The organism is Streptomyces tropicalis, from assembly GCF_029269835.1.
Taxonomy (GTDB): Bacteria; Actinomycetota; Actinomycetes; order Streptomycetales; family Streptomycetaceae; genus Streptomyces; species Streptomyces tropicalis.
In genome coordinates, this window is record NZ_JARJBB010000012.1 from 55433 (window position 1) to 79096 (window position 23664).

The window sequence follows — 23664 nt, forward strand, 5'->3', positions numbered from 1 at the left end:
GCGGCGCGCCCAGCAGCGGGTTGACCGGGGCCGCGCCCGCGGGTCAGGGTCGGGACGGCGCGGACCACCACCCCCCGCGCCGGAAAGGTGGAACGCCGTGATCGGCATTCCGGAGATCGACGCCGCGGCCGAGCGGATCGCACCGCACATCCTGCGCACCCCGACCGTGTCCAGCCCCGGCCTGTCCGCGCTGCTGGGCGTCCCGGTGACCGCGAAGCTCGAACTGCTCCAGCGCACCGGCTCGTTCAAGGCGCGCGGCGCGACCGCCAAGCTGCTGTCGCTCGGCCGGGCGGAGCGGGACGCGGGCGTGGCCGCGGTCAGCGGCGGCAACCACGGCATCGCGGTCGCGGTGATGGCCGCGGCCCTCCAGGTGAAGGCGACCGTGGTCATGCCGCGGTCCGCGCCCGCCCGGTCCCTCGCCGAAGTGGAGGCCGCGGGCGCGGTGGTCCGGCTCGTGGACGACATGGAGGCCGCGTTCGCGACGGTGCCGCGGTTGCGGGAGGAGGGGCTCACCCTGGTGCACCCCTTCGACGACCCGGTCGTGATCGCCGGTCAGGGCACCGTGGGCACGGAGCTGGCGCAGGACGCCGGTGACGTCACCGACGTGCTCGTCAGCGTCGGGGGCGGCGGGCTCGTCTCGGGCGTGGCCGCGGCCCTGCACACGCTCCGGCCCGGCGTGCGGGTCTGGGGCGTGGAGACCGCGGGTGCCGAGGCGATGTCCGCGGCCCTGAAGGCGGGCGGACCGGTGCCGGTCCCGCTCTCCTCGGTCGTGACGACGCTCAGCGCCCCCGCGGTCTCCCGCCTGACGTACGACCACGTCTCCGCGCTGGTGCACGACGTGCTCGTGGTGCCGGACGCGGAGGCCGTGCGGGGCTGCCTCGAACTCGCCGAGCACGGGCGGCTGTGGGCCGAGCCCGCCGCGGGCTGCCTGCTGCCAGCGGCGCGCCGGGTCGTGGAGCGGGCCGGGCCCGGAGCACGCATCGCCCTCGTGGTGTGCGGCGGCAACGCGACCGCGGCGGACGTCGCGTCCTGGACCGAGCGCTTCGGACTGCGCTGAGCCGCGCGGGAATTGCGCCATGCCGGGGCCGCAGAGGTCGAATTCGGCCACCGCTCCGGTATTACCGATGGTTACCACTGGTGGGCCGGAACCCCTTGACCCGGCGCATTCCCCGCGGAAATCAGGACCGCGCGCCGTGCGGGCGAAATCGATCCTTCCGCGGGCCGGTCCGATCGGGTCCGCCGGCCGTCCGAGCAGCAGGCTCGGCGGCCGGCGGCCGGGTCGCACACCCCCTGCACGGGATCGCACGGATTTCCTCGCACACCTGCACGGAATTTTTGAATGAAAGGCAGGAACCGGCGTCTGCGGCCCGTCCTTTGAACGGATACCGCGGTTCCGGTCGTACCACTGGGAAAGGTGCAGCAACGGCGTTTCAGCGAGGGATGACCATGGCCGACACACACGTCTCCGCACACGAGTTGGTCGCCGGGCGCTACCGGCTGCTGGAGGCCGTCCACCGCGGGACCAATCTCGTCTGCTGGTACGGCGAGGACGTCGCGGCGGACCGGCCCCGCCTGCTGACCCAGCTCCTGCTCCCCGAGGACGCCGCGGAGGACGGCGGCCGCCGGGTCACCGCCCGGGTCATGCGCACCTCCGAGACCATGGCCCTGCTGCGTCCCGGCCGGGTCGCCACGGTCGTCGACGCGATCTCGGAGGCCGGCGCCCTGTGGACGGTCACCGAGTGGGTCGACGGCATCCCGCTCGGTGAACTGCTCGCGCAGGAAGGGGCGTTCAACTACGTGCGGGCGGCCAGGATCGGGCTGGAGCTGCTCGACGTGCTGGAGGCGGCGCACGCCGAGGGCATCACCCACGGAGAGCTGAGTCCCGGGCTGGTGTTCGTGCGGGAGCAGGGCGGTGTCGTCGTCACCGGCTTCGGCCTGGCGGGCGCCACCCTCGTCCCCCGGATCACGGCGCCGTCGTACGCCTCGCCGGAGCAGGCGCGCGACGAGCGGATCGGGCCGGCGGCCGACCTGTGGGCGCTGGGCGCGATGGTCTACGCGATGGTCGAGGGCCGCCCGCCGTACCGCGACCGGGGCCGGCCCGAGGCCACGCTCAGGGGCGTGGACCGGCTGCCGCTGCGCAGCCCGGTCCGGGCCGGGCCGCTCACCCAGGCGGTGCAGGGGCTGCTGCGCAAGAGCTCCACCGAGCGGCTGACCCGCCCGGTGGTCCGGGAGGCCCTCACCCGGGTGCTCGACGAGGACCCGGACACCGTCGCGCGGGACGTCGTCCGGCCCCGGCTGCGCGGGGGCCGCGCGTTCGCCCGGGGCGCCGGCCGGGTCCGGGGCCGGGGGGTCCTGGCCGCGGGCACCGCGCTGGCCGTCCTGACGGTCGCCGTCGCGGTGCTGGCCGTCACCCACGGGCTGCCCGGCACGGACACCGCGGGACCTGCCGCGCCCGACCGCACCACGGCCGGCCCCTCCCCCGGCGGGCCGGGCGGCGCCACAGCCGGTCCGCCGAAGCCGTCCACCCCCACCCGGCCGTCCGCCTCGCCGCCGGCCTCGCAACTGCCGCCCGGCTTCCGGGTCTACGACGCCCCGCAGGGCTTCTCCGTCGCCCTGCCCGCCGGATGGCGGCCCGTGCGCACCACGCACGTGACCGACCGCGCGTACCGGGTGGTCCTCGGTGCCCCCGGGGACGACCGCACCCTGGCCGTGACCTCCAGCGACCGGGTCGGGCCGGACCCCGTGTCCGTGTGGCGCGACGACGTCGAGCCCGGCCTGTCGCAGACCCCCGGCTACCGGCGGATCGGCGCCATCCGCGCGGCGGCCTACCAAGGGCACCGGGCCGCCGACATGGAGTGGCTGTCGGGCACCGGGAAGGAACAGGTGCACACCTTCGGCCGCGGCGTGCTCCTCGGCGGCACCCGCGGCTTCTCGCTGCGCTGGACGACCCCCGCCGGGGACTTCGCCCGGCCGGCCGACCGCCGGGCGCTCACGGTCTTCCTGAGGACCTTCCGCCCGGCGCCCGTCTGACCGCCCACGCCCCGGTCCCCGGGGACCATGGGGAGAATCACCCGGACGCCCGAGCATCTCCGCCGTGTGAGGGGTAGTAGAGAGCTCTGTGCCCTGATGTCCTCGGAGGACCCTTTACGTGAACACCTTCGTGCACACGTCCCTCGTCGTGCAGCTGCGGTCCGGCGCGGCGGACCGCTTCCCCGTGCTGGCGCACCTGAGCTACGACGCCGACGACCCGTTCGCGGTCACGGTGGCCTTCAGCCACGACGGCCGGATCCTGGCCCGATGGCAGCTGGACCGGGAGATGCTCGGTGACGGACTGGTGCGCTCCGTGGGCGTCGGCGACGTGCGCTTCGCCCCCGAGCCTGACGGCCCGTGGCAGGAGGTCCGCATGGAGTTCCACGGCGACGCCCACCCCGAGGCGGGCCGGCACCACGCCGTGGTCTTCGCATGGGCACCGGCGGTGGCCGCGTTCCTGCGGCAGACCCACCGGGTGGTGGCGCCGGGGACCGAGAACGCAGGCGTCGACGACTTCCTTGCCGAGCTCTTCACGGAGAGCCGGCCGCACGGCGGCTGAGCGGCCGCGCCGTCCCGGTCGTCAGCCGGAGGGGTGACGCCGGCGGGCCCAGAGGGGCAGCGCGAACCAGCACAGCAGGTACCAGGCCACCACGGCCGCCACCAGGTACGGCACGAAGGAGTTGTGCGTGGCGACCCTGAGGACCAGCAGCAGCGACGCGGTCATGGTGGCGAGCAGCAGGACCAGTCCGACGAAGGTCAGCCGGGAGGCCCAGCGCACCGCCTGGGGTTTGACGCGGTGTCCGGAGACGAGCCGGTGCAGCGACACCGGGCCGATGAGGGCGCCGGTCGCGGTGGCGCCGAGGACGACCGTGACGACGTAGACGGCCTTGTCCCCCGGGCCGAGGGAGTCGTACTTCTGCTGGAACACGACCGTCAGCAGGAAGCCGAAGAGGATCTGCACGCCGGTCTGGGCGACGCGGACCTCCTGGATGAGCTCGCTCCACATCCGGTCGGCCCGCTCCTCCTCGGTCTCGTGGCGTCCCCGGTGCCGTGCCGTCTCGTCCCCGCTGCCCGTCACGTCGTCCTCCCGGTCTCGTGTCGTACAGGTCCTGTCCCCCCGGCCTGTTCCCCGCGCCCGGGCGACCGTGCTCCCCGGGCGGCGGTCGGCGTGCACCGCGGTGCCGGGCCGTCCCGGCGTCTACCAGCGGCGCTCGACCTGGTCCCTGACCCGGTGCCGGTAGAGGTCCTCGATCGCCGCGAGCGTCGCGTCGGACAGCGGGGGCAGCTTGCCCACCAGGGCGTTGGCGCGGGCCTGTTCCGGGGTGCGGGCGCCGGGGATCACGGTGGTGACACCGGGCTGCTGCACGATCCAGCGCAGTGCCGTCTGCGCCGGGGTCCAGCCCTCGGGGGCGAGCGCGGCGAACTCGGCCGCCGCCTCGACGCCCGCGGCGAAGTCGACACCGGAGAAGGTCTCGCCCTGATCGAAGGCCTCCCCGTGCCGGTTGTAGGTGCGGTGGTCGTCGGCCGGGAAGACCGTGTCCGCGGTGTACCTGCCGGACAGCAGGCCCGAGGCGAGCGGGACCCGGGCGACGACGCCGACGCCCGCCTCGCGCGCTGCCGGAAGCACCTGCTGCAGGGGCTTCATCCGGAAGGGGTTGAGGATGATCTGCACGCTCGCCAGGCCGGGCCGGGCGATCGCCGTCAGCGCCTCGGCGCAGGTCTCGACGCTGACCCCGTACGCGGCGACGCGCTCCTCCGCCACCAGCGTGTCCAGCGCGTCGAACACCGCGTCGCGGGAGTACACGACGGTGGGCGGGCAGTGGAGCTGCACCAGGTCGATCCGGTCGACGCCGAGGTTGCGCCGGGAGCGGTCGTTCCAGGCGCGGAAGTTGTCCAGGACGTAGTTCTCGGGGATCTGGTCCACGCGCCGGCCCATCTTGGTGGCGACGAGCACGTGCAGGTCGGGCCGGGAGCCGAGGAACCCGGCGATGGCCGACTCGCTGCGCCCGTCGCCGTAGACGTCGGCCGTGTCGAAGAAGGTCACGCCGGCCTCGGCCGCCGCCTCCAGCACGGCGAGGCTCCTCCGGTCGTCCACGTCGCCCCAGTCGGCACCGAGTTGCCAGGTGCCGAGGCCGATCACCGACGCGTGCTGACCCCACCTGCCGAATGCGCGTTCTTCCATGGCGTCAGTCTGGCACCGCCGGGCCGAGGGGCGGAGGAGCACGCTCCGGTACGGTGCCCGCGCGTCGTCCGGCCGGTTGCCCGGGGCGGGGCGGGGCGGAAAGGGGGCGCGGTCAGGGGGTGAGGTGGGCCTGGACGGCGGGGGCGTAGCGCTCGACCAGGTCGTCGACCGCGGTGTCCCGGACGTGCGGTCCGCGGGCGAGGCCGTACATCACGCCGAGGCCGAGCAGGGCGGCGACGGCCAGCTCGGCGCGCACCCCGGTGTCCGGCCCGGTCAGGCGCGCGGCGAGGCGCTCGGTCACCTGGGCGCGGAAGTTGGCGCGCAGGACCTCGCCGTGGGCGCCGTGCAGGGGAGCGAAGACGATCCGCAGCACCGGGTCGGCGCCGCGGTCGCGCTGGCTCTCCAGGACCTGGCGGACCATGTGCCGGCCGAGGGCGTCGAGCGGGGCGTCCAGCAGGGCGGCGGTGTCGTCCTCGAAGGACATGACCCGGGCGAAGAGGGCGTCCTTGGAGCCGAAGTACTTCAGGACCAGCGGAGGGCTGACGCCGGCGCGGTCTGCCACCGCCTTCAGGGTGATGTGGGCGTGTGGCTGCCGGGCGAGGAAGTGACGTGCGGCGCGGAGGATGGCCGCCTTGGTGGCCTCGGCGTCCCGCCGCCCCGGGCCGGCCTGGGCGGCGTCCTCGCCGGGATCGCCCGGAGCAGCGGGAGCCGCCGAGGTGCCGGGAGCGTCGGGGTGGGTGGCCGCTGGGGTGCCGGGGGAAGTCCTCACGGCACTCATGCTCCCTCCAGCGCCTCGTCCCGCACGCTCGGGGTGCCGCCCCGGGCCCGCCGGGTGCCGCGGGGCGCGGCGTCGCCGGGAATGGAGAGCGCCGCCGCGCAGGCGGCGAGGGCGACCGCGCCCGCCATGGCGAACGCCAGCAGGTAGCCGTGCAGGGTGGGGACGGCGGCGCCGTCGAGCAGGCTGCTGTGGTGCACGAGGACGGCGGCGACGGCCGCGCTGGAGACGGCCTGCCCGATGGTGCGCATGAGGACGTTGACGCCGTTGGCGGAGGCCGTCTGCGCGGCCGGGACCGCCCGCAGGATCAGCGTGGGCAGGGCCGAGTAGGCGAGGGTGGTGCCGGTGGCGACCACCGTCGCACCGAGGATGATCATCCACAGGTCGCGGCTGTCGGCGATGCGCACGACGTACCCGCAGGCGATGACCGCGGCGCCGAGGGCGAGGGTGATGCGCGGCCCGCGGGTCGCGGAGATCCGCGCGGACACGGGCGAGAACAGCAGCATGGTCACCCCGCCCGGCAGCAGGCACAGGCCGGTGCCGACGATCGACAGCCCGAGGCCGTACCCGGTGGCCTTCGGCGCCTGCACGAGCTGGGCGGTGACGAGGGTGTTGGCGTAGAACGCGAAGCCGGTCAGCAGTGCGGCCACGTGGGAGAGGCCGACCCGGGGGCGCGACACGAGCCGCAGGTCGACGAGAGGCCGCGCGGCGCGCAGCTGCCGGCGCCACCAGAGCGCGAGGACGGCGACGGCGGCGGCGAAGAGCCCGAGGACGCGCGGGCCGGTCCAGCCCCACTGGCCGCCCTGGGAGACCCCGAGGAGCAGGCACACCAGTCCGATGGCCAGGCCCAGGGCGCCGAGCACGTCGAAGCGGCCCGGCTCCCGCACCGGCGACTCCCGCACCGCCCACCACACCGCGGCCACACCGAGCGCACCCAGGGCGCTGGTCAGCCAGAACATGGTGTGCCAGTCGGCGTACTGCACGACGAGCGCGGCCAGGGGCAGGCCGAGGGCGGCGCCGATGCCGACGGTGGAGCTCATCAGCGCGACGGCGGAGCCGCGGCGCTCGGGCGGCAGCTCGTCGCGCAGGATGCTGATGGACAGCGGGACGACGGCGGCCGCGGCGCCCTGCAGGGCGCGGGCGGTGATGAGGACGGCGATGTCGGCGGAGAGGGCGCACAGCACGGAGCCGAGGGTCATCAGGGTCAGGGCCGAGGTCAGCACCCGGCGCTTGCCGTACATGTCGCCGGCCCGGCCGAGCACCGGGGTGAGCACGGCGCCGGACAGCAGGGTCGCGGTGACCATCCAGGAGACCGTGCCCGCGGACGAGCCGGTCAGCCGGGGCAGGTCGGGCAGCAGGGGCACGACCACCGTCTGCATGACGGCCATGAGGATGCCGCCGTACGCCAGCACCGGGATGGTGAGCCGGTCGCGCAGGGGCGTGGGACCGGGCGCCCCGTCGGCCGGGGTGGGCATCGGGGCGGGCGGCTCCATCGGCACTCCAGCGGCGGCGCGGTGGGAATACGAGGTGAATACGCATTCACCTTACTGGGTGAATGCGTATTCACCAACGCGCAGGGTCCGCCCGGCCGCGGGCGGACAGGGACCGCGCGTGCACCGAGCGGGCGATGCGCGGGCCGCGCCGGCGCTTCAGCCGGCGCAGCGCCTCCAGCCGCCCGGCCGCCTTTTCCATGCCGTAGTACAGCTGCGGCGGGACGTGGGGCAGCAGGGGCGAGTGGCGCTGCCCGAGCAGGGCGAACATGCGGTGCGGGGGCAGGTCGATGTACCGGGGCAGGTCCTCGTACCACTGGGCGCTGTAGCGGGCGGCGCTCTGCACGGGCAGCAGGGCGGCGCGGCGCTCCTGCTCGTAGGCGGCGAGGGCGTCCGGCAGGGTGGCCCGCCCTGCGAGGGCCCCGGCCAGGCAGACGGCGCCCTCCAGGGCGAGGGTGGTGCCGGCGCCGTCATCGGGGCCTCTCCTGTGCCGCCGATCGCGTCAGTCTTCCGGCGTGAGCCGCGCCACTCGGCGGGCGGCCCCGGGCGAAGGACTGCGCCCAAAGCCCTCCCGAAAGAGAGGAATTCCCTCTTCCGCGGCCTGCGGGGTTCCCCGACAGCAAGATCATCTTCGTTCAAGTCTGCACTTCTTGCGGGTGATTGTCCGGATGACGGCCAACCGCTTCCCGGCGATTTCTCCCCGTCTCCGGCCCGCCGATAGATATGCGGGGTCCCCACCGGAACACACCCTGGAGGTCCCGTATGCCCGAACTCAGCCGCCGCCGCGCGCTCACCGCCACCGCCGCCCTCGCGGCGGCCGCCGGCGCCGGGGCGGTCGCGGCGGGTCCGGCGTCCGCGGCCGGAGCGCCCGCGGACCACGACCACCACGGCGGATCGTCCGCCCCGTTCGACTTCGACGAGGTCTACCGGGGGCGCCGGATACAGGGCCGGCCCGCGAACGACGGCGGTCACCACCACCACGGCATGGGCTGCACCGTCCTCGTCGACGGGGCCGAGCTGCACGTGATGCAGAACGCGGACGGCACCTGGATCAGCGTCGTCAGCCACTACGACCCGGTGGCCACCCCGCGCGCCGCCGCACGGGCCGCGGTGGACGAGCTGCAGGGCGCGAAGCTCGTGCCCTTCCCCGCCAACTGACCGCCCCCGCACGACATCCGGAGTACCGCGCACATGACCGTACGCAAGAACCAGGCCGCCCTCACCGCCGACGAGAAGCGGCGGTTCGTCGCCGCCGTGCTGGAGCTGAAGCGCAACGGCCGCTACGACGCCTTCGTCACCACGCACAACGCCTTCATCATGGGGGACACCGACAACGGCGAGCGGACCGGGCACCGTTCGCCCTCGTTCCTGCCCTGGCACCGCAGATTCCTGCTGGAGTTCGAGCAGGCGCTGCAGGCGGTGGACCCCTCGGTGGCTCTGCCGTACTGGGACTGGAGCGTCGACCGGACACCGCGCGCGTCGCTGTGGGCCCCCGACTTCCTCGGCGGCACCGGGCGCAGCCTGGACGGGCGGGTGATGGACGGCCCGTTCGCGGCCTCGGGCGGCAACTGGACGATAGGCGTGCGCGTCGACAACCGCTCGTTCCTGCGCCGTTCCCTAGGCACGGGCGTGCGCGAACTGCCCACCCCGGCCGAGGTCGAGTCGGTGCTGGCGATGGCGGCGTACGACACCGCGCCCTGGAACAGCTCCTCGGACGGCTTCCGCAACCACCTGGAGGGCTGGCGCGGCGTCAACCTGCACAACCGGGTCCACGTCTGGGTCGGCGGCCAGATGGGCACCGGGGTCTCCCCCAACGACCCCGTCTTCTGGCTGCACCACGCCTTCGTCGACAAGCTGTGGGCGGCCTGGCAGCGCCGGCACCCCGGCTCCGGCTACCTGCCGGTGCAGGGCACCGCGAACGTGGTGGACCTGCACGAGACGATGAAGCCGTGGAACGACGTCACCCCGGCGGACCTGCTGGACCACACCCGGTACTACACCTTCGACACCGACTGAGCCGGCCCGCGGTCACTCCGCCGCCGTGCGGCACTCCGGGTGACCCCAGCCCTGGTCGTTCCTGGCGATGTCCTCCCCGGCGGCGTAGGAGCGGCCGCAGACGCAGCGGCCGGGGAACTTCGCCTTGATGGTGCGGGACGACGCGCCGCCCGTGCGGCGTGCGGTCCCGGTGCCGCCGTCGCGCCGGGCCGTCGCGGTGCCGCCCGCGCGGCGGCGCGGAGCGGCGGACGCCGGGGCGGCGGGCGAGGGCGGCGGCTCCGGCGAGCCGAGGTCGCTGCTCGCCGCCTGCTGCGCGGTGGCGGCCTGGCTGGCGGCCCGGTCGGCGAAGTCGTTGAGCGGGTCGCCGTCGACCTGGTGGGCGGGCACGTAGCGGAAGTCCACGGAGCGGCCGGCGAGCAGCTCGTCGATCCGGACCACCAGCTCCTGGTTGGCGACCGGCTTGCCGGCCGCGGTGCGCCAGCCGTTGCGCTTCCAGCCGGGGAGCCAGGTGGTGACGGCCTTCATCGCGTACTGGGAGTCCATTCGCACCTCGAGCGGTACGCCCGGGTCGGTCGCCGTCAGCAGCCGCTCCAGGGCGGTGAGTTCGGCGACGTTGTTGGTGGCGGTGCCGAGCGGCCCCGCCTCCCAGCGGGCCGGGGTCGCGGCGTCCTCGGAGACCACCCACGCCCAGCCGGCCGGCCCCGGATTCCCCTTCGAGGCCCCGTCGCAGGCGGCCACCACACGTTCACGCATGGGCTCGATCATGCCACGGACGGTCGGGGCCGCCGCCCGCCGGGACCGTGCACGACGGCCGCCGTCAAGCCCCGCGCGGAACGCGGGGCGGGACGGCGGACCGGGAGGTGCGACCGGACTAGACCGCGGCGTCCGTGGTCCTGGGCATCTCGCCGCCGGTCGTCGTGATGTCGATCACCGAGAAGTTCGCGCCCTGCGGGTCGGTGAGCGCCGCGAACCGGCCGAAGGGGCTGTCCATCGGGCCGAAGCGCAGCACCGCACCGAGGGCGACGGCCCGCTCGACGGCCGTGTCGCAGTCCGGGACGGTGAAGTAGACGTTGATGTACGGGGGCACCTCGGGCGGGAACTCCTCCGTCATCCGCATCCGGCCGAGGACCGGATCGCCGCCGACGTCGAACATCATGAAGTCGACCGCGTCGTCCTCGATGCGCCGCGCCCGGTAGCCGAAGACACCGCCGAGGAAGGCGTCCGCCCGGTCGGGCCGGCGGGTGAAGACCTCGGCCCAGCAGTAGGCGCCGGGCGTCGCGACCGCCTCGAAGCCCTCGTGCCGGCCTGCCTGCCAGACACCGAACACGGCGCCGCTGGGCTCCCGGGCCAGGCACATGGTGCCGAAGTCGCCCACCTGCATCGGCTCCATCAGCACCTCGCCGCCGTGGTCGCGGATCCGGCGGGCGGTGGCGGCGGCGTCCGGGGAGGCGAAGTAGAGGCACCACTGCGAGTGCCCCTCCTGGCCGGGCATCGGCGGGACGACCGCGGCGACCGCCTTGCCGTCCGCGTACGCCTGGGTGTAGTTGCCGTACTCCGACGAGGACTCGCCGAAGGTCCAGCCGAGGACCTCGCCGTAGAAGCGCTTGGCCCCCTCGACGTCGCTGAACATCGCGTCGGCCCAGCAGGGTGTTCCCTCGGGTCGCACCGCCATGGCTGCGTCCCCCTTCCCGGTCTCGGTGGCGTCTGCGCACCCTCACGCTAGCCATCCGGTCCCCGGCCCGCGCGCCGAACGCCGTCCGCCGTCCCACACTGGAAGACGTGGACGGCCTGCGTGGCCGACGGCGGGACGGGGCACGGCATGGCGGACGGCATGATGCGGGCGTGGACGGTGGACCGGCCGCGGCCGGTGGAGGAGGACCCCCTCCGGCTGGCGGAGCGGTCCGTGCCGGTGCCCGCCGACGACGAACTCCTCGTCCGGGTGCGCGCCTGCGGAGTGTGCCGCACCGACCTGCACGTCACCGAGGGCGACCTGCCGGTACGCCGTCCGGGTGTGGTGCCGGGCCACGAGGTCGTCGGCACGGTCGCAGGCACCGGCTCCGCCGTCACGGGCTTCGCGCCCGGCGACCGGGTGGGCGTCGCCTGGCTGCGGTGGACCGACGGCACCTGCGCCCACTGCCGGCGCGGCGCCGAGAACCTGTGCCCGGGCTCGCGCTACACGGGGTGGGACGCCGACGGCGGGTACGCGACGCACACGACCGTCCCGGCGGCCTTCGCCCACCGGCTGCCGGAGGACGTGGACGACGTGGCGCTCGCGCCGCTGCTGTGCGCGGGCATCATCGGGTACCGCGCGCTGCGCCGGACCGGGCTGCCCCCGGGCGGGCGGCTCGGCCTGTACGGCTTCGGCGGCAGCGCCCATCTGTGCGCGCAGGTGGCGCTCGCCGAGGGGGCCGTGGTGCATGTGCTGACCCGGGGTGCGGACGCGCGGCGGCTCGCCCTGGGCCTCGGCGCCACGTCGGCCTCGGACGCGTACGCGGCGCCGCCGGAGCCGCTGGACGGCGCGATCCTCTTCGCCCCGGTGGGCGACCTGGTGCCCGTCGCGCTGCGGGCCCTCGACCGCGGGGGCGTGCTCGCGCTCGCCGGGATCCATCTGAGCGACGTCCCGCCGCTGCGCTACGAGACCGACCTCTTCTACGAGAAGGAGCTGCGCAGCGTCACCGCGAACACCCGGCAGGACGCCCGGGAGTTCCTGGCGCTGGCCGCCCGGTACGGGGTGCGCGCGACCACGCACCCCTATCCGCTCTCCCGGGCGCCGCAGGCGCTGCGCGATCTGAAGGCCGGCCGCTTCGACGGTGCGGCCGTGCTGGTCGACGACCTGTCCTGAGGCCCCGGCCGGGCGGGGCGGGGTGCGCGGGTCCGCTCACGGGCCGGCCGCGGGCGCTACTCGCCGGCGTGGACGGCGCGCAGGGCGGCGATGTCGAGCTTCCCCATGGCGTACATCGCGCGGGTGGTGCGGGCCGCCTTCTCCGGGTCGGGGTCGCCGATCATCTCGACGAGCCCGTCCGGGACGACCTGCCACGACACGCCGAACCGGTCCTTGAGCCAGCCGCAGGGCCCGGGCTGCCCGCCGTTCTCGGTGAGCCGGTCCCAGTAGTAGTCGACCTCGTCCTGGTCCGCGCAGTGGATCTGGAACGAGATCGACTCGTTGAAGGTGAACTGCGGGCCGCCGTTGAGCGCGATGAACCGCTGCCCGTTGGCCGTGAACTCGACGACGAGGACGGAACCGGCGGGGCCCGGGCCCGCCTCCGTGGTGCGGCCGATCCGCCCGATGCTCGCGTCCTTGAACACGGACACGTAGTGGTGTGCGGCCTCCTCGGCCCGGCCGTCGAACCAGAGGCAGGTGGTGAATGGCTCGGTGGTGGTCATCTGCGTTCCTCCTGGAGCGTGGGACACGGTCACCACTGACGACCGGTCCGGCGCCCGGAACTCATCGGCCGGGCCGCGCGGTGACGCGGAAGGGCCGTCCGGCGTACCGGGAAAAAGCCTGCCACGGGGGGCGGCACCGCGCCCTAGCATCGCCATCATGACCACGTCACCGCCCTCGTCGCCGCCGGCCGACGGCATCCGGCCCTTCCGTCTCTCCGTCGCCCAGAGCGCCCTCGACGACCTGCACGACCGTCTGGACCGCACCCGCTGGCCGGACGGACTGCCCGGCGCGGGCTGGGACCTCGGGGTGCCCCCGGAGTACCTGCGCGAGCTGGTGCACCACTGGCGGCACGCGTACGACTGGCGGGCGGCAGAGGCCCGGCTGAACGCGTGGCCGCAGTTCACCACGACGGTGGACGGCGCCACCGTCCACTTCGCCCACGTCCGCTCCCCCGAACCGGACGCCACCCCGCTGGTGCTGACCCACGGGTGGCCCGGGTCGCTCGTGGAGTTCCTCGACGTCGTCGGACCGCTCACCGACCCGGCGGCGCACGGGGGCGACCCGGCCGACGCCTTCCACGTGGTCGTGCCGGGCATCCCGGGCTTCGGGCTGTCGGGGCCGACCCGGGACCGCGGCTGGGAGGCGGGCCGGGTCGCCGACGCCTGGGCCGAGCTGATGGGACGCCTGGGCTACGAGCGGTTCGGCGCGCAGGGCGGCGACTGGGGCGCGGCGATCTCCCGCGAGCTGGGCCGCGCCCACCCGGAGCGGGTCGTCGGGGTCCATCTGAACCTGCTGCCGGGCGCGCAGCAGACCACCGAGCCGACCGAGGACGAGCTGGCCGCACTGGACCCCGCCGAGCGCGAGCGCACCCTGACCTCCTGGCGCCGCTGGACGGCATGGGAGCGGGAGGGGGCCGGGTACGCGGTCCTGCACGCCACCCGCCCGCAGACGCTCGCCTATGCGCTCACCGACTCGCCGGTCGGCCAACTCGCCTGGATCGTGGAGAAGTTCCAGGAGTGGACCGACTCCGAGGAGGTACCGGAGGAGGCCGTGGACCGGGACCGGCTGCTGACCAACGTGATGCTGTACTGGCTGACCGGCACGGCCGGCTCGTCCTCCCGCATCTACTACGAACGCGCGCACGCCACCGGCCGGGCCGCCGCCCCCGCGGAGCCCTCCACCGCACCGACCGCGCTGGCCGTGTTCCCCGCCGAACTGCAGCTGCCGCTGCGGCACCGGGCGGAGCGGACCGAGAACATCGTGCGCTGGACGGAGTTCGACCGCGGCGGCCACTTCGCGGCGATGGAGGAGCCGGACCTGCTCGTCGGAGACGTCCGGGCCTTCTTCCGGCAGCTGCGCGAGAAGGGCTGACGGCGGCCCGGCGGCCTCGGGGGACGGCGTTGCGCCCGTGGCGAATCTGCGGCGGGCAGAGAAGGGGCGTGCGGACCGTGGTCCCGGCCGACAGTGGAGTCGACGGCATCCCCGCCACGACAAGGAGATCCGATGACGCCACGCACCGTGCTCCCGCCCCGGGCCGACGAGGGCGAGGGCAGCGCCCGGCCCACCCCCTTCGACGACCATCTCGCCGCCCAGCTCCTCGCCCAGCGCATCGTCTTCCTGGGCACCCAGGTCGACGAGGTGTCGGCGCACCGGGTGTGCGCGCAGCTGCTCCTGCTGTCGGCCGAGGACCCGCGCACCGACATCGCCCTGGTCGTGAACAGCCCCGGCGGGTCCGTGACCGCGGGGCTCGCCATCTACGACACGATGCGGCTCGTCCCCAACGACGTGTCGACGCTGGCGATGGGATTCGCCGCCAGCATGGGCCAGTTCCTGCTGACCGTGGGGACGCGGGGCAAGCGGTTCGCGCTGCCCCACGCGCGGATCATGATGCACCAGCCCTCGGCCGGGATCGGCGGCACCACCGCGGACATCGAGATCCAGGCGGAGAACCTCGAGTTCACCAAGCGGACCATCGAGCGGCTCACCGCCGAGCACACCGGTCAGACCGAGGAGACCATCGCGCGCGACGGCGACCGGGACCGGTGGTTCACCGCCGAACAGGCCCGGCAGTACGGCATGGTGGACCGGGTCGTGGAGTCGCTTGCGGACATCCGCCCGGCCTCGTCCCGTCCGCGGATGGGGCTGTGACATGGGCTCCTACACGATTCCCCACGTCATCGAGCGCACCGCGCAGGGCGAGCGGTCCTACGACGTCTTCAGCCGGCTGCTGAACGAGCGGATCGTCTTCCTGGGCACCGACATCGACGACGGCGTCGCCAACGTCGTCATCGCACAGCTGCTGCACCTGGAGTCCTCCGCCCCGGAGTCCGAGATCGCGGTGTACCTCAACTCCCCCGGCGGCTCGTTCACCTCGCTCATGGCCATCTACGACACGATGACGTTCGTGCGGTCGCCGATCTCCACGTTCTGCGTGGGGCAGGCGGCCTCCACGGCGGCGGTGCTGCTGGCGGGCGGCGATCCCGGCCGGCGCTTCGTGCTGGAGCACGCGCGGGTCCTGCTCGGGCAGCCGGCCAGCGGCGGCCGGCAGGGCACGGTCTCCGATCTGGCGCTCCAGGCGCGGGAGATGGTCCGCATCCGCTCCCAGGTCGAGGAGGTGCTGTCCCGGCACACCCACCACGACGTGGCCACCCTGCGCGCGGACATGGACCGCGACAAGGTGTTCACCGCCCAGGAGGCGGTGGCGTACGGCCTGGCCGACGAGGTCCTGAGCCGGCGCCTGACCCCGGCGTGACACCGCCCGCCGGCCCCCGGCGGCGAGAAGCCGCGCGGGACCGGCGGGTGCGGGGGCCGGACACCCGGGGGCGATGATCGCCGGACACCCGGCCCCTGGGCGCCGGACTCCCGGACCGGGGCGCCGTGGGACGGGGCGCGCGGGACGGGGGCGCGGAACGGGCGGCGCGGGACGGGGGCGTCGGCCGGTCCGGCGGTGGGCCCGCGGATTGGGCCCGACCGGGGCCGGGGGCCGGAGCCGCGTCAGGCGGCCAGGCAGAGGCCGTCGCGGTGGGCCTGCGGCGCGGTCCGGCCGGGGAGCCGGGTGCGGGCGGTGAGGCGGACCAGGTCGCCCTGCACCCGGGCGAGCAGGTCGCCGAGACCCAGCCCCAGTGCGTGCGCGGCCGCGGCCAGGACCTCGGACGACGCCTCCTTGCGGCCGCGCTCGATCTCCGACAGGTACGGCATGGAGATCCGGGCCGCGTCGGCGACGTCCTGGAGCGTGCGTTCCTGGGCCCGCCGCTCGCGGCGCAGGACGTCCCCCACGAGATCGCGCCAGAGCGGTTCCCGCGCGGGCACGGGCGGGGGGCCGGACCGCGGCGCGGTACGCGGGGCCGCCCCGGGCGGGGGGCCGGGGCGGCCGGACGGCGGCGGGGCGGTCCCCTGCCGTGCGGCCGGCGGTCGCAGGCACAGGACGCGGGCTTCGTTCGACGCTTGGCTGGTCACGCGTTCAGCCTAGGAGTGCCGACCGCAGAGGGAAGGGCACGGCATTCCGCCCTGGGTGAAGCGCGGATCACCCGCATTCCGGGCGTGGTTGCGGAGCACACGACCGCCCCGCCGACGGATTCGGGCCATCCCGTTCCGTCCAGGGCGACGCCCGCCGGCCGGCGGAGCGGACGTCCGGCGGCCGGCGGAGCGGACGTCCGGCGGCCGGTCCGGGCCGTGCCGGCGTCCGGCCCACGGCGCGTCACCTGCGGCGACCGCGGCGGCCTCCGGGCGCGCGGTCGGACCGGCGGCCCGGAACGTCCCGGTCTGCACGAACCCCCACTTTTCCGCCACCTCGCGCACGCAGGGCGTACACACCGTCACTCCGGGTATCCGCAGGCACGGACCGCGGGCCGTGACACGGCCGCGGAGAATGGGGAGAATCCTGTGCTGATGGCCCACCCTGCGGTGCTGCGCGACCTCGTCACCCGGTACGACGCCCTGCGCGTCCTCCATGCAGGAGACGGATGCCCGGAGATCCGGCGGCGCATGGACGACGCGGCGTACACCCTGTGCGTGACGACCGGCACCCGGGACGTGACGTCGGCCCTGGCCGCGGCGCGGCAGCGACTGTCGGTGGCCCTTCCCGTGCGCACCGCGGCCGCGGGAGTCCAGAGTGCGGACGATTCGCTCATCGGCGGATGACACGCGCATACTTCTGGGAAGGCCGGGAAGCGGGGGGCGCGATACGGCCGGCCGCAGCCGCGGGCCGGACGCATGCGGGCCCCGGCCGGCAGACGCCGACCGAGACTTTCGCAGGAGAACGACGGGAGAAGGAATGGACAGCACCGTGATCCGCTCTGAACCGGAGGCCGAGGAGGCCCGCGGGACCTGGACGGGTGACGGAGCGCTGCCCGGAGTCGGAGACCCCCGGACGGTCGCCCCGCGCGACGCCCGCGAGCTGTCCCGTCACTTCTTCCGGCGTCTGTCGGAACTCGAGGAGGGCACGCGCGAGCACCAGTACGCGCGCAACACCCTCATCGAGATGAACATGTCGCTGGTGCGCTTCGCCGCGGGCCGCTTCCGCAACCGCGGCGACGACATGGATGACGTCGTCCAGACCGGCATGATCGGCCTGATCAAGGCCATCGACCGGTTCGAGCTCACGCGCGAGGTCGAGTTCACCTCGTTCGCGCTCCCCTACATCGTGGGCGAGATCAAACGGTTCTTCCGCGACACCACCTGGGCCGTGCACGTGCCGCGCCGGCTGCAGGAGCTGCGCGTCGAGCTGGCGAGGGCCCGCGAGGAGCTCTCCAGTCGTCTGGACCGGGACCCCACGGTCGCCGAGCTCGCCACGCTGATGAACCTCCCCGAGAGCGACGTGGTGGAGGCGCAGATCGCGTCCAACGGCTACAACTCCGCCTCCCTGGACGCCGCCCTCACCGGCGACGGACCCGAGGACGGCGAGGCGGTGCTCGCCGACTTCATCGGCGTCGAGGAGGACGGGCTGCGGCTCGTCGAGGACTTCCACGCGCTGGCTCCGCTGCTGGCCGGTCTCAGCGAGCGCGACCGGGAGATCCTGCACCTCCGGTTCGTGGAGGAGGCCACCCAGGCGGAGATCGGCGAGCTGCTGGGCTGCTCGCAGATGCACGTCTCGCGGCTGATCAAGCGCATCATCGCCCGGCTGCGGCAGGGCATGCTGGGCGAGCTGGGCTGCGCCTGACCGGCCGCCGCCGTTCGGGCGGCGCACGGCACCCGTGCACGACAGAAAGGTGCCGTCCCCCGGGGGACGGCACCTTCTGCGTGTTCTGCTCCCGGCGTCAGCGGCCGAGGTCCACCACGGCGCGTACGCACTTGCCGACCGGCACCCGCTCGACGGTCACCCGTGACGCCAGCACGTGCACGATCTCCAGCCCGTGCCGGCCGACCCGGTTCGGGTCCCGGGGGAAGCGCCGGGGGACGGCCGCGCTGCTGTCGTACACGCAGACGGTGACGGCCGCGTCCGTGCCCTCCAGGTCCAGGATGTACGGCCCGTTGCTGTGCCGGTCCGCGTTGGCGACCAGCTCGCTGACCACCAGGAGCACGTCCTCGCCGCACCGGCGGTCGATCTCGGCGCACCACTCCGCCCTCAGCTGCCGCAGGAAGACGGCCGCGAAGGACCGCGCCTCGGCGATGCACCCGGGTTCGCCGGTGTAGTGCGCCGCCTGCCGAAGCGGTTCCACGGGTACGTCGAAACCAGTCGCTATCACTGCCCCGTCCAGTTGCTCGATCATGCGTGTCTCTCTCGGAGGGCCGGGAGGGCCGGACTGTGCTGCCCCTGTCTCGTACCCCGGCCGCCGCCGGGCAGTCCTCGGCGGCCCCGCGTCGCCCCTGCGCGCCCTCTGCCCGCCCTTCTCCCGTCCTTCCCCCGTCCATCTTCCCGTCGTCTGTCCGTGCTCAGGACACGGTTACCGAGGGGGGCGCCTGCGGTGCGCTCTGCGGCGGCACGGAGGGCTGCGACTGCGAACCGGCGGGCTGCGAGGGCGGCGACGCGGGTCCGGAGGAGGGCGGGGGCTGCGATCCGGTTGCGGAGGACGGCGGCGCCGGCGGGGAGGAGGGCGGGGCCGAGGAGCCCGGCGGGACGGCCGAGGAGGGCGGAGACGAACCCGGGGAGGAGGCCGGTGCCGACGACGGGGGCGTGGATCCTCCCGTGCCGCTGCCGGAGGGGGAGGCCGAGGGCGAGCCGGACGGCGTGAGCGTCGTGGCGGTGGGGAACGGCCACGGGGTCGGCGGCGCCGGAGCGGGACGGTCCCGGCCGCCCGTGTCGCCCGCCCGGCGGGCGAACCAGTCGCCGTGGTGGACGTCGCGGACGACGAACTCCCTCACGGCCGCCGGCGCCGGCGTGACCACGACGACGTCCTGCGGCCGGTACCCCGGCCACCGCTGCCCGGTGTAGCGGGTGGGGCCGCTCTGGGCGACGGGCGGCGTCAACGGGTTGCCGCAGGCGCACCGGACCCGGGGCACGCCCCGGTCGTCCACGAGGACGGCGGTGCCGGCCTGGAGGACGGCCTGGTAGGAGGTGACGGAGCCATTGTGGTAGCCGTGGTTGGTCACCCGGGTGTCCAGCCGCAGCTGGACCGGGGTGAGCCCGCGCAGGTACGCGGGGACACCGGCCGGCGGCACCCCCGCGACCGACGCGAACGCCCGGTTCCTGGCCGGCTGCGCCTGCAGTTCCCGGATCTGCCGCTCGACGTCGCAGCTGGAGACGTTGCGGGTGCCGCCGTACAGACCGGGGGCGCCGCCCTGGACGCCGCGGACCGCGTTCGGGGGCTGGGACGGCGCCGTCGGGACGGCGGACGGCGGCGGGGCCGAGGAGGCGGTCGCCGTCGACCCCGTGAAGGGGTCGGGGCCTGTCTGGGCGGCGGGCTGGAGGAAGACCTCGCCGCGGGCGCCGGAGCCGCCGCCGGAGGTGGTGAGGAGCACCGCCGCGACCACCACGGCCGCGACCGCGGCGGCGAGCAGCGCCATCCTCGGCACCGACGACCACCAGGGCCGGCGGGGCTCCTCCGGTGTGCCGCCCCCGCCGCCGGAGGGCCGGGAGGGCGGTCCGGGAGGGGGCTGGGACGGCCGTCCGGACAGGGGACCGGAGGGCGGTCCGGTGGGGCGGCCGGAGCCGGGCGGTTCGACGGTCACGAGCTCTCCCGACGTCGACGCGGGGCGGCGTATGACCTGATGAATGCTGCTTTCGCCGCAATGATCCCATTGTGTGCCCCGGGGCGGTGGGGTCCGCAAGCGGGACGCGGACGGACCTCCCGGGGGGCGGTGCGTCCTCCGGCTGCTTAGCGTGGCTGCGTGAGCCAGCCCCTCCCGACCGCGCCGCCGGCCGCCCGCCACCACGGCTGGCTGCCGGCTCTCGCCACGGCGCTGGCCGGGCTGGTCTCCATGGGCGTGGTGGCCGCGCTCGGGCTGTGGGCGGCGGGTGCGGCGGCCCTGCCCGGCGGTGCCTTCCCGCGCGTGGTCGCGGCGACCGTGGTGACGGCCGTCGGCGGGAGCGTCGCCCTGTCCGGCGACGCGGGCGCCCTCGCCCGTTCGCACGCCGGGATCACGGTGATGCCGCTGTCGGTGACGCTGACCGGTGCGCTGGTCGTCGCGGCGGGGTTCCTGCGGCCGCTGCGGCACCGGGCGGTGGCCTCGGTGCGCGAGCTGGGCGGGTGGGCGGTCCGGATCGCCCTGGTGTGGCTGCTGCTGCTCCTGGGCCTGGCTCTCGGAGCGCGTCAGACCTTCTCCGTCGACCTCGGCAACGGCGTGCTCGGCGACATCGGCGACCTGCTCGGCGCCGCGCCCGAGGTGGGCTTCCGCGCGCGGGTGCCGGCCACCCTCGCCGTGGGGCTGGTGTGGCTGGCGGGAGTGATGGTGCTGGCGCTGATGGTGGCGCGCGGCGCGCCGTTGCCGGCCCGGCTGCTGCGGTTCCAGGCGTCGGTGCGTCCCGCGGCGTACGCCATGGTCACGCTGTTGCTGGTGAGTGTCGCGCTCGGCGTCGTCGTCGCCCTGATCACGGCGGTGAGGCGCGGCCACCCGGCGGACTCCTTCGCGGTGATCCTGCTCGGGCTGCCGAACGTGGTGTGGCCGGCGCTCACGATCGGGATGGGGGCCGCCTGGCACGGGCGGGTTGACGGACCGTTCGGCCTGCCCATGCCGTACCTGCTGGACGAGGTGCTGAGGACGCCGGACGTGTCCACCCTCGACCTGGGCACGCTCGCCGCGCACGACGGGCGGGCGTGGTGGCTGGTCGCCGTCGACGCGGTACTGCTGGTGGGCGCCGCGTTCCTGATGGCGGCCCGCTCCCCCGCGGGGACCCGGGCCCCGCGGCATGTGCTGCACATGGCGGTCGCCCTCGTGGCGGCGGTCCTGGCGATCTGCCTGCTCTGCCGGGTCTCCGCCCACTACGGGCTCTCCCTGCTCGGCATCGGCGACGCGGGCGGCGGTCTCTCCGGGGAGCTGCTGCTGCGGCCGCAGGTGTGGAGCGCGCTGGGCCTCGCGGTCGCGTGGGGAATGGTCGCCGGGCTGTGCGGCGCCCTGGCCGCGCGCCCCGTGCGGCGCCGCGGAGAGACCGGCGGGGCCCCACCGCCGGGTGCCCGCCCTTGGTGAAACCCGCGCCGCGGCCCGTCCCGGCCCTACGGTGACGGGCATGGCGGAGAACGAGCACGAGGTAACCGTGGACGGCGGCGTGGAGATCCCGGTCCCCGCCGAGGGCGGGACCTGGACCGTGGGAGCGGTGGTCCGCGACGGGCGGGGCAGCGCCTTCGCCCAGCGGCGGGGCCCCGACCGGCGGCTGCTCCCCGGCTGCTGGGACGTCGTCGGCGGTCAAGTCGAGCCCGGCGAGACCTTGCTGGAGGCCCTCGCGCGGGAGGTCGCGGAGGAGACGGGCCGGCGGCTGCGCCGGGTCCGCCGGCTGCTCGGGACCTCCGTATGGACCGGCGACGACGACGCGGGCACCCGGCGGGAGGCCGACTTCCTCGTCGAGGTGGACGGCGACCTGGACCGCCCCGCCCTGGAGTGGTCCAAGCACACCGCCCACGACTGGTTCGGGCCCGAAGACCTTCCACACCTCAAGGAGAACCGGAGGCCGGGCGAGTTCCTGGTCCACGACGTGATCGCGGCGGCGCTGCGGGACGCTCCGGCCGCCACCGGCCGTCCCGATCCTCCGCTCTAGAACGGATGGTGCAGCCGGGTGGACCGGGAGGCGGCGTCCGGGGCGCCCGAGGCGGGCCCGAGCACCGGGCGGGCCCAGCGCGGCGGGCCGGGCGGACGCGCCGCCGGGCCGGAGGCGGGCACGGCGGTCCGGGGACGCTCCGCGGCCGGGTCGCCCGGAGGAGCGGCGCGGGGCTCCGCGGCGGTCGTCGCGCCGGCGGGACGGGTGCCGGCCTCGCGCAGCGCGGCGACGAAGTCGAGGCAGGACGCGTGGCGGTCCCCTGGACGCTTGGCGAGCGCCCGGGCGAGCACGGCGTCGACCGCCGGGGCGAGGTCGGGCCGTGCGGCGGTCAGCGGCGGGGGCTCGTCGTACTGGTGGGCCCACAGCAGTGCCATGTCGTCGTCCCGCCGGAAGGGCGGGTGCCCGGTCAGCATCTCGTGGACGACGCAGGCGAAGGCGTACACGTCGCAGCGGGCGTCCACCGGCCGCCCGGAGAGCTGCTCGGGCGCCACGTAGTCGAGCGTGCCGACGAACTGCCCCACGGAGGTGAGCCCGGTCAGCGACAGGGATTTCTTCGTCAGGCCGAAGTCGGCCAGGTAGGCGTACTCGGGGTGGTCGCTGTCGGTACCCGCGGCCATGAGGATGTTGCCGGGCTTCACGTCCCGGTGGACGAGGCCGTGCGCGTGGGCGGCGTCCAGGGCGGAGGCGATCTGCGCGGCGATCCGCAGGGCGGCCGGCAGCGGCAGCGGGCCCTGCGCGTCGATCAGGTGCCGCAGGTCGCCGCCGGGGACGTGGCGCATCGCGATGTAGAGCACGCCGTCCGTCTCGCCGGCCTCGTAGACGGGCACGATGTTGGGGTGGTCGATGGCGGCGGCGGCCCGGGACTCGTGGATGAAGCGCTGGCGGAAGGTGTCGTTGCGGGCGAGTTCCGGGGCGAGCAGCTTCAGGGCGACCGTCCGGTCCAGGCGCAGGTCGCGGGCGCGGAAGACGACGGCCATGCCGCCGCGGCCTATCTCCTGCTCCAGCAGGTATCCGGCGATCCGCCGGCCCGCCGGTTCGGGGGGACGTCCGGCGAAGGGGCTCGTGCCGTGCGCCATCAGACCTCGCCCTCGGGGGTGACGACCCGGGTGGCCGGATGGTCCGCGGCGGCCGGACGGTCCTGGGTGGCCGGATGGTCCTGGGTGACCGGGTGGTCGCCGTCGGCGGCGCGCGGGGCCCGGTCGGCCGCGTACGGGGTCGTCCGCGTCCCGTCCGTGTACACCCACATCCCCTGCCGGGTGTCGTAGAGCCACATCGAGGCGCCGTCGAGGACGAGGCCGAGACGCAGTCCGCGGGTGCGGGCGCGGAAGGCCTCCCCGTCGAGCCGGCCCTCCGCGAGGTCGTCCACGGCGGCGCGGTAGTCGGTGAGGGCGCGCGCCGCGTCCGCGAGGAGGGGGCGCGGGTCGTCGTCCGTCGCGGCGGGGCCGCCGGCCGCGGGCGGATCCTGCGGTACGGCGACCAGGCGGCGCCCGTCGACCCAGGCGGACCACCCGTTGGCGCACACCACGCGGCCCCAGTCGCCGCGCCGCTCCGCGAGCTGCACCGGCAGCAGCGGGTCGAGCGGCGCCGTGGGCCGGTCCGGGTCCGGGGCATCCCAGGCGGGCAGCCCCTCGCCGGGGACGACGTGGGTGGGGCGGAAGCCCGGGGTCGTCATCGCACCGC

Annotated in this window: 25 protein-coding genes and 1 pseudogene; 13 read left to right on the plus strand and 13 right to left on the minus strand. The window is 75.2% G+C overall.

Features of this window, described 5'->3' with window-relative positions:
• Positions 1-97 precede the first annotated feature (97 nt).
• From P3H78_RS22145 to P3H78_RS22155, 3 genes are all read left to right on the plus strand, one after another.
• Positions 98-1057 carry a pyridoxal-phosphate dependent enzyme gene (locus P3H78_RS22145; RefSeq protein ID WP_276110840.1) on the plus strand — a complete coding sequence of 320 codons (960 nt, stop codon included), beginning with the start codon at positions 98-100 and terminating at the stop codon, positions 1055-1057.
• A gap of 383 nt (positions 1058-1440) precedes the next feature.
• The gene (locus P3H78_RS22150; RefSeq protein WP_276110841.1) at positions 1441-3030 is read left to right on the plus strand and encodes a serine/threonine protein kinase; all 1590 of its coding nucleotides are present in this window, start codon (positions 1441-1443) and stop codon (positions 3028-3030) included.
• Positions 3031-3148: 118 nt separating this feature from the next.
• Positions 3149-3589, plus strand: coding sequence for an SsgA family sporulation/cell division regulator (locus P3H78_RS22155; RefSeq protein WP_276110842.1), 441 nt, complete (start codon positions 3149-3151; stop codon positions 3587-3589).
• Positions 3590-3610: 21 nt separating this feature from the next.
• Here the strand turns inward: P3H78_RS22155 and P3H78_RS22160 are convergent, their stop codons facing one another.
• The 5 genes and pseudogenes from P3H78_RS22160 to P3H78_RS22180 form a co-directional block, all read right to left on the minus strand.
• Entirely contained in the window at positions 3611-4036 is a 426-nt protein-coding gene (locus P3H78_RS22160) for a DUF6328 family protein (protein WP_276110945.1), read from the minus strand.
• A 192-nt stretch (positions 4037-4228) separates the two neighbouring features.
• On the minus strand, positions 4229-5212 hold the full coding sequence (locus tag P3H78_RS22165) for an aldo/keto reductase (protein ID WP_276110843.1): 984 nt from the start codon (positions 5210-5212) through the stop codon (positions 4229-4231).
• A gap of 112 nt (positions 5213-5324) precedes the next feature.
• Positions 5325-5990, minus strand: coding sequence for a TetR/AcrR family transcriptional regulator (locus P3H78_RS22170; RefSeq protein ID WP_276110844.1), 666 nt, complete (start codon positions 5988-5990; stop codon positions 5325-5327).
• Positions 5987-7480, minus strand: coding sequence for an MFS transporter (locus tag P3H78_RS22175; RefSeq protein ID WP_276110845.1), 1494 nt, complete (start codon positions 7478-7480; stop codon positions 5987-5989). Before P3H78_RS22175 ends, P3H78_RS22170 begins: the two co-directional genes overlap by 4 nt.
• Positions 7481-7550: 70 nt before the next feature.
• Positions 7551-7949, minus strand: a pseudogene (locus P3H78_RS22180) (FAD-dependent monooxygenase); the annotation flags it as partial.
• A gap of 290 nt (positions 7950-8239) precedes the next feature.
• Here P3H78_RS22180 and melC1 point away from each other — a divergent pair.
• Positions 8240-8635 (plus strand): apotyrosinase chaperone MelC1, encoded by a 396-nt coding sequence (gene melC1 / locus P3H78_RS22185; RefSeq protein WP_276110846.1) that lies wholly within the window; start codon positions 8240-8242, stop codon positions 8633-8635.
• 33 nt (positions 8636-8668) lie between these two features.
• Positions 8669-9493: a tyrosinase MelC2 gene (gene melC2 / locus P3H78_RS22190; protein ID WP_276110847.1), complete on the plus strand. Its 825-nt coding sequence runs from the start codon at positions 8669-8671 to the stop codon at positions 9491-9493.
• 12 nt (positions 9494-9505) lie between these two features.
• On the opposite strand, the gene P3H78_RS22195 is transcribed toward melC2, so the two are convergent.
• The gene (locus P3H78_RS22195) at positions 9506-10237 is read right to left on the minus strand and encodes a ribonuclease H family protein (protein WP_276110848.1); all 732 of its coding nucleotides are present in this window, start codon (positions 10235-10237) and stop codon (positions 9506-9508) included.
• A 106-nt stretch (positions 10238-10343) separates the two neighbouring features.
• Positions 10344-11144 (minus strand): VOC family protein, encoded by an 801-nt coding sequence (locus tag P3H78_RS22200; protein WP_276110849.1) that lies wholly within the window; start codon positions 11142-11144, stop codon positions 10344-10346.
• Positions 11145-11306: 162 nt separating this feature from the next.
• Here P3H78_RS22200 and P3H78_RS22205 point away from each other — a divergent pair, with 162 nt between their 5' ends.
• The gene (locus tag P3H78_RS22205) at positions 11307-12314 is read left to right on the plus strand and encodes a zinc-binding alcohol dehydrogenase family protein (RefSeq protein ID WP_276110946.1); all 1008 of its coding nucleotides are present in this window, start codon (positions 11307-11309) and stop codon (positions 12312-12314) included.
• Between the two features lie 56 nt (positions 12315-12370).
• Here the strand turns inward: P3H78_RS22205 and P3H78_RS22210 are convergent, their stop codons facing one another.
• Complete coding sequence (locus P3H78_RS22210) at positions 12371-12856, minus strand: VOC family protein (protein ID WP_276110850.1); 486 nt, start codon at positions 12854-12856, stop codon at positions 12371-12373.
• Positions 12857-13013: 157 nt separating this feature from the next.
• Here P3H78_RS22210 and P3H78_RS22215 point away from each other — a divergent pair, with 157 nt between their 5' ends.
• The 3 genes from P3H78_RS22215 to P3H78_RS22225 all read left to right on the plus strand — a co-directional run bounded on the left by P3H78_RS22215 (position 13014) and on the right by P3H78_RS22225 (position 15609).
• Positions 13014-14228 (plus strand): epoxide hydrolase family protein, encoded by a 1215-nt coding sequence (locus tag P3H78_RS22215; RefSeq protein ID WP_276110851.1) that lies wholly within the window; start codon positions 13014-13016, stop codon positions 14226-14228.
• A gap of 132 nt (positions 14229-14360) precedes the next feature.
• On the plus strand, positions 14361-15005 hold the full coding sequence (locus P3H78_RS22220) for an ATP-dependent Clp protease proteolytic subunit (RefSeq protein WP_276110853.1): 645 nt from the start codon (positions 14361-14363) through the stop codon (positions 15003-15005).
• 1 nt (position 15006) lies between these two features.
• Positions 15007-15609: a ClpP family protease gene (locus P3H78_RS22225; protein ID WP_276110854.1), complete on the plus strand. Its 603-nt coding sequence runs from the start codon at positions 15007-15009 to the stop codon at positions 15607-15609.
• A 242-nt stretch (positions 15610-15851) separates the two neighbouring features.
• On the opposite strand, the gene P3H78_RS22230 is transcribed toward P3H78_RS22225, so the two are convergent.
• Complete coding sequence (locus P3H78_RS22230) at positions 15852-16313, minus strand: helix-turn-helix domain-containing protein (protein WP_276110855.1); 462 nt, start codon at positions 16311-16313, stop codon at positions 15852-15854.
• 426 nt (positions 16314-16739) lie between these two features.
• On the opposite strand from P3H78_RS22230, the gene P3H78_RS22235 reads away from it, so the two are divergent.
• Complete coding sequence (locus P3H78_RS22235) at positions 16740-16997, plus strand: DUF5133 domain-containing protein (RefSeq protein WP_276110856.1); 258 nt, start codon at positions 16740-16742, stop codon at positions 16995-16997.
• 133 nt (positions 16998-17130) lie between these two features.
• Positions 17131-18015 (plus strand): RNA polymerase sigma factor SigF, encoded by an 885-nt coding sequence (locus P3H78_RS22240; protein WP_276110857.1) that lies wholly within the window; start codon positions 17131-17133, stop codon positions 18013-18015.
• 97 nt (positions 18016-18112) lie between these two features.
• Here the strand turns inward: P3H78_RS22240 and P3H78_RS22245 are convergent, their stop codons facing one another.
• Together P3H78_RS22245 and P3H78_RS22250 are read right to left on the minus strand one after the other, a co-directional pair.
• Positions 18113-18565, minus strand: coding sequence for an ATP-binding protein (locus P3H78_RS22245; RefSeq protein ID WP_276110858.1), 453 nt, complete (start codon positions 18563-18565; stop codon positions 18113-18115).
• Between the two features lie 163 nt (positions 18566-18728).
• Positions 18729-19964 (minus strand): DUF6777 domain-containing protein, encoded by a 1236-nt coding sequence (locus tag P3H78_RS22250; protein WP_276110859.1) that lies wholly within the window; start codon positions 19962-19964, stop codon positions 18729-18731.
• A 159-nt stretch (positions 19965-20123) separates the two neighbouring features.
• Here P3H78_RS22250 and P3H78_RS22255 point away from each other — a divergent pair, with 159 nt between their 5' ends.
• Together P3H78_RS22255 and P3H78_RS22260 are read left to right on the plus strand one after the other, a co-directional pair.
• On the plus strand, positions 20124-21419 hold the full coding sequence (locus P3H78_RS22255) for a streptophobe family protein (protein WP_276110860.1): 1296 nt from the start codon (positions 20124-20126) through the stop codon (positions 21417-21419).
• A gap of 40 nt (positions 21420-21459) precedes the next feature.
• Positions 21460-21984 (plus strand): NUDIX hydrolase, encoded by a 525-nt coding sequence (locus P3H78_RS22260; RefSeq protein ID WP_276110861.1) that lies wholly within the window; start codon positions 21460-21462, stop codon positions 21982-21984.
• On the opposite strand, the gene P3H78_RS22265 is transcribed toward P3H78_RS22260, so the two are convergent.
• Both P3H78_RS22265 and P3H78_RS22270 read right to left on the minus strand, forming a co-directional pair.
• Entirely contained in the window at positions 21981-23060 is a 1080-nt protein-coding gene (locus tag P3H78_RS22265; protein WP_276110863.1) for a serine/threonine-protein kinase, read from the minus strand. The two genes, P3H78_RS22260 and P3H78_RS22265, sit on opposite strands and share 4 nt — an antisense overlap.
• Complete coding sequence (locus P3H78_RS22270; protein WP_276110864.1) at positions 23060-23656, minus strand: hypothetical protein; 597 nt, start codon at positions 23654-23656, stop codon at positions 23060-23062. Before P3H78_RS22270 ends, P3H78_RS22265 begins: the two co-directional genes overlap by 1 nt.
• Positions 23657-23664 lie beyond the last annotated feature (8 nt).

What these genes read in the sequence shown, in the direction of transcription:
- P3H78_RS22150 (WP_276110841.1), top strand. Translation starts at nt 1,441, where the DNA reads ATGACCATGGCCGACACACACGTCTCCGCACACGAGTTGGTCGCCGGG.
- P3H78_RS22160 (WP_276110945.1), bottom strand. Translation starts at nt 4,036, where the DNA reads ATGTGGAGCGAGCTCATCCAGGAGGTCCGCGTCGCCCAGACCGGCGTG.
- P3H78_RS22165 (WP_276110843.1), bottom strand. Translation starts at nt 5,212, where the DNA reads ATGGAAGAACGCGCATTCGGCAGGTGGGGTCAGCACGCGTCGGTGATC.
- P3H78_RS22170 (WP_276110844.1), bottom strand. Translation starts at nt 5,990, where the DNA reads ATGAGTGCCGTGAGGACTTCCCCCGGCACCCCAGCGGCCACCCACCCC.
- P3H78_RS22175 (WP_276110845.1), bottom strand. Translation starts at nt 7,480, where the DNA reads ATGGAGCCGCCCGCCCCGATGCCCACCCCGGCCGACGGGGCGCCCGGT.
- melC1 (WP_276110846.1), top strand. Translation starts at nt 8,240, where the DNA reads ATGCCCGAACTCAGCCGCCGCCGCGCGCTCACCGCCACCGCCGCCCTC.
- melC2 (WP_276110847.1), top strand. Translation starts at nt 8,669, where the DNA reads ATGACCGTACGCAAGAACCAGGCCGCCCTCACCGCCGACGAGAAGCGG.
- P3H78_RS22195 (WP_276110848.1), bottom strand. Translation starts at nt 10,237, where the DNA reads ATGATCGAGCCCATGCGTGAACGTGTGGTGGCCGCCTGCGACGGGGCC.
- P3H78_RS22200 (WP_276110849.1), bottom strand. Translation starts at nt 11,144, where the DNA reads ATGGCGGTGCGACCCGAGGGAACACCCTGCTGGGCCGACGCGATGTTC.
- P3H78_RS22205 (WP_276110946.1), top strand. Translation starts at nt 11,307, where the DNA reads ATGCGGGCGTGGACGGTGGACCGGCCGCGGCCGGTGGAGGAGGACCCC.
- P3H78_RS22210 (WP_276110850.1), bottom strand. Translation starts at nt 12,856, where the DNA reads ATGACCACCACCGAGCCATTCACCACCTGCCTCTGGTTCGACGGCCGG.
- P3H78_RS22215 (WP_276110851.1), top strand. Translation starts at nt 13,014, where the DNA reads ATGACCACGTCACCGCCCTCGTCGCCGCCGGCCGACGGCATCCGGCCC.
- P3H78_RS22220 (WP_276110853.1), top strand. Translation starts at nt 14,361, where the DNA reads ATGACGCCACGCACCGTGCTCCCGCCCCGGGCCGACGAGGGCGAGGGC.
- P3H78_RS22225 (WP_276110854.1), top strand. Translation starts at nt 15,007, where the DNA reads ATGGGCTCCTACACGATTCCCCACGTCATCGAGCGCACCGCGCAGGGC.
- P3H78_RS22240 (WP_276110857.1), top strand. Translation starts at nt 17,131, where the DNA reads ATGGACAGCACCGTGATCCGCTCTGAACCGGAGGCCGAGGAGGCCCGC.
- P3H78_RS22245 (WP_276110858.1), bottom strand. Translation starts at nt 18,565, where the DNA reads ATGATCGAGCAACTGGACGGGGCAGTGATAGCGACTGGTTTCGACGTA.
- P3H78_RS22260 (WP_276110861.1), top strand. Translation starts at nt 21,460, where the DNA reads ATGGCGGAGAACGAGCACGAGGTAACCGTGGACGGCGGCGTGGAGATC.
- P3H78_RS22265 (WP_276110863.1), bottom strand. Translation starts at nt 23,060, where the DNA reads ATGGCGCACGGCACGAGCCCCTTCGCCGGACGTCCCCCCGAACCGGCG.
- P3H78_RS22270 (WP_276110864.1), bottom strand. Translation starts at nt 23,656, where the DNA reads ATGACGACCCCGGGCTTCCGCCCCACCCACGTCGTCCCCGGCGAGGGG.